The sequence below is a fragment of the Kitasatospora sp. NPDC057542 genome, assembly GCF_042801945.1.
In the GTDB taxonomy this organism is placed as follows: domain Bacteria; phylum Actinomycetota; class Actinomycetes; order Streptomycetales; family Streptomycetaceae; genus Kitasatospora.
The window spans coordinates 1-3482 of the sequence record NZ_JBHVFE010000672.1 but is presented as its reverse complement, the minus strand read 5'-3'; the positions used below and the strand labels follow the sequence as shown (position 1 = coordinate 3482).

At 71.7% G+C, this 3482-nt stretch carries 3 protein-coding genes; 2 read left to right on the top strand and 1 reads right to left on the bottom strand.

Annotated elements, in window-relative coordinates; all coding sequences use genetic code 11:
- Positions 1 to 44: 44 nt before the first annotated feature.
- Positions 45 to 1016, bottom strand: coding sequence for a heme A synthase (locus ACFU7Y_RS41845; RefSeq protein ID WP_224275289.1), 972 nt, complete (start codon positions 1014 to 1016; stop codon positions 45 to 47).
- 263 nt (positions 1017 to 1279) lie between these two features.
- Here ACFU7Y_RS41845 and ACFU7Y_RS41840 point away from each other — a divergent pair, with 263 nt between their 5' ends.
- Entirely contained in the window at positions 1280 to 2590 is a 1311-nt protein-coding gene (locus ACFU7Y_RS41840; RefSeq protein ID WP_380771654.1) for a choice-of-anchor A family protein, read from the top strand.
- Between the two features lie 353 nt (positions 2591 to 2943).
- The coding region (locus tag ACFU7Y_RS41835) for a sortase-dependent protein (protein WP_380771652.1) at positions 2944 to 3482 on the top strand (539 nt) is incomplete at its 3' end.

The window sequence follows — 3482 nt, the reverse complement described above, 5'->3', positions numbered from 1 at the left end:
GCTCCCCCGTGCGGAGGGGAGCCGGGCCGTCGGTGTCGCCGGGGTCAGACCGAGGCGGTCTGCGGGGCCTGGGCGGGCAGCTGCTCGGCCGCCGCCACGTCCGCGCGGGTGCGCAGGGCGAGCGGGACGCGCAGCGCGGCGATCCAGGTGAGGGCGGCGAGCAGCATGTGCAGGCCGACCATGAGCTCGGGGGCGTCGGTGAAGTACTGGACGAAGCCGAGCACGCCCTGCAGCAACAGCACGGCGAGCAGCTCCTTGGCCCGGGCGCGGGCGGGCTGCGGGGCCTTCACGGCGGCGAAGACGAAGATCACCGCGATGGCCAGGCCGACCGAGACGAACGCGAAGTCGGCGTGGAACTGGGCGAGGCGGTCGTAGTCGATCGGGATGCGTGGGACGATCTTGTTGTCCTTGGGCGTGCCGGGGTGGTGGCCGGCGCCGGTCACCAGGGTGCCGGCCGCGACGAGCAGGCCGATCACGGTGACCAGGACGTACGAGAGCTGGTGGATAGGCCGGGCCACCGAGAGCCTGGCCGGGCCGTCGCCCTCCTTGGACCGCTCCCACATCAGCAGCGCGACCCAGACCAGGGCCATCGCGGCGATCATGTGCAGCGCCACGGTGTACGGGTTGAGGCCGGTCAGCACGGTGATGCCGCCGAGCACGGCGTTGCTCATCACCAGCCAGAACTGCGCCCAGCCGAGCCTGGTCATGCTGTGCCGCCAGGGGCGGTGGCAGCGGGCGGCCAGGATCGCCCAGCCGACGGCGGCGCTCAGCACGTAGGTGAGCATTCGGTTGGTGAACTCGACGACGCCGTGGAAGCCCATCTCGGCGGTGGGCGTCAGGCTCTCGTCGGTGCAACGGGGCCAGGTCGTACAGCCGAGGCCGGAGGCGGTGAGCCGGACGGCGCCGCCGGTGACGACGATCACCACGCTCATCACCAGCGCGGCGAACGTGGCGCGCCGGACCATCTCGGCGGATGGCTGCCAGCGCTCGGCGAGCAGGGAGAAGGGGTTAGGCACGAGGTCAATCGTAGGCGGCCTTACAGGCGATCTTGGGGCGGGGCGCGGGTGGTACGGCGCGAGGGTGCGGGCGCCGCGACGGGATGCCGCGGTGCCGGCGGTCCGCGACACGCGCAGGGGCAACACGCGGACAAAACGGGGTGGTCCGGACATGGGGCGAATTGGTCTTGACCAATCACCCGTCTGGCGGAAAGAGTGCGGCTTGGTCCATACCTTTTCGGGCCTCTCCCACCCCATCCCGCACGTAAGCGGAGATCCTGCACATGCGCATATCCACTTCCGCCGCCGCGCTCGCCGTCGGTGGCTCTCTCGCACTGGCCGGCCTGGTCGCCCCGGCCGCCCACGCCGCCGACCCCGCCCAGGAGTGCCGCAGCCTCGGGGTCGCCAACCTCTACGGCGAGTTCATCGAGGGCGACGACACCCACACCCCCGACGCCGAGGGCGCGGTCGCGGTCGGCGGCAACGCCGACTTCACCGGCGGTTTCTCGGTCGGCCAGGAGCTCACCGCGGCCCAGGTCGACGCACTGCCCGGCAAGAACGCCCTGGTCGTGGCCGGCAGGATCACCGGCCACAACACCCAGGTGATGAAGGGCAACGGCGTCTTCGGCTCCAAGGCCGACGGCGCGGTGGTCCAGGCCCACCAGGGTGCGGTCGGCCAGGGCCCCTCGCCGATCGACTTCAAGGCCGAGTTCGCCAAGCTGCGCGCCGCCGCCACCGCGCTGGCAGCCGTGCCGCAGACCGCCGGCGCCACCGTCCAGGCCGAGGGCGCCAAGCTGACCCTCACCGGCGGGGACACGAAGTACAACAGCTTCACCGTCGACGCGGCGAAGCTGCAGGGAGCCAAGGACGTCTACCTCAAGGTGCCGGCCGGCTCGGTGACGGTGGTCAACGTGACCGGCGGCTCGTACGACATGGCGGCGGCCGGGACCACCGGCTTCCACCTGTGGGACGAGGGCAGGAAGACCTTCGTGCTGGACGACAAGCTCCAGAGCGCCGCGGGCGGCGCGATCCGGGCCAAGCTGCTCTGGAACTTCCCGACCGCCACCAAGGTGGTCAAGAACAGCCAGGCCGCCTGGGCCGGCACCGTGCTCGCGCCGAACGCCGCGTTCGACCTCGGCAGCGGCGGCCCGGTCAACGGCTCGGTGATCGCCGCCTCGCTGACCGGCAGGGGCGGCGCGGAGACGCACCACTACCCCTTCACCGGCTGCCTGCCGGGCACCGTCCCGACGCCGTCCGGCACGCCGACGGTGCCGCCGACCGTGCCGAGCGGATCGCCGTCGGCCACGCCGAGCGCGTCGACCTCCCCGAGCGGTTCGGCGAGCCCCTCGGGCAGCCCGTCCGCCCCGACGAGCGGCAAGCCCAGCGCGAGCGGCTCGGCCGGTCCGTCGGCGGGTGGCTCGACGACCGCTCCGACGGCCTCGGGCAGCTCGTCCGCCCAGCCGGACGCGGGCGGCAACCTGGCGCACACCGGCTCCGGCCCGGTGCTGCCGCTGGCGATCGGCGGTGCGGTCGTGCTCGCGGCCGGCGGCGCGATCGTGGTGGCCGCCCGGCGCAAGGCGGCCAGGAAGGCCTGAGCCGGCCGGGCCGGGCCGCGGCGTTCGAACGGCCGGAAGGCCGGAACGGCCCGGAGGTTCGTCGGCTGACTGAATCGGAGCCCTCGGTGATTGAACCCGATCGCCGAGGGCTCCGTTCTGTCTTGAAGGTGACGAAGTCCATTCAGGATTGCCGAATCCGCGTTCCGCGAGGTGGCGGCTGTGATGGGCTGGTCATGCACATCAGAAGACGGACGGACAGTCGATATCCGGTCGTACGGCGGGGTGTGGCGGGGTGCGGGAGTGCCGGTAGAGTCCCCCGGACAGTCGTAGCGGGCCACCGCGAACCACTCAACACGCCTGCTGCACAGGACCGTTCGGAGGGGAACAAAGCAATGGCACGACAGCAGCGGCACTTCGCGATCGGCGCGACGGCACTGGCCGGAACGGCTGCGGCCGGTTTTCTCCTGCCCCTGGCGCTGGCCACCAACGCCTCGGCGCACGTGCCGAGTTGGTCGGTGACCTGCGACAAGGTCTCGATCGACCTGATCAACTACAGCGGCAACGAGACCGTGAAGAACACCGTCAGCCTCACCATCGACGGCGAGAAGGTGCTGGACGGCAAGATCTTCCCGAAGGAGTACCACGGCACCTTCCCGGTGAAGGACCACGATGCCCCGATCAAGGCGAACCTGGTGGTCACCACCACGGAGAACCCGAACGAGAAGGGCTGGAACATCAACGAGACCAAGACCATCGAGCCGTGCCACACGCCGACGCCGACCCCGACCCCGACCCCGACTCCCACCCCCACCAAGACGCCGACCCCGACCCCGACGCCGACCGTGACCACGACCCCGCCGGTCACGCCCCCGGCCACCCCGACCCCGTCGGCCACCCCGACCCCGTCGGCCACCCCCACCCCGAGCAAGAC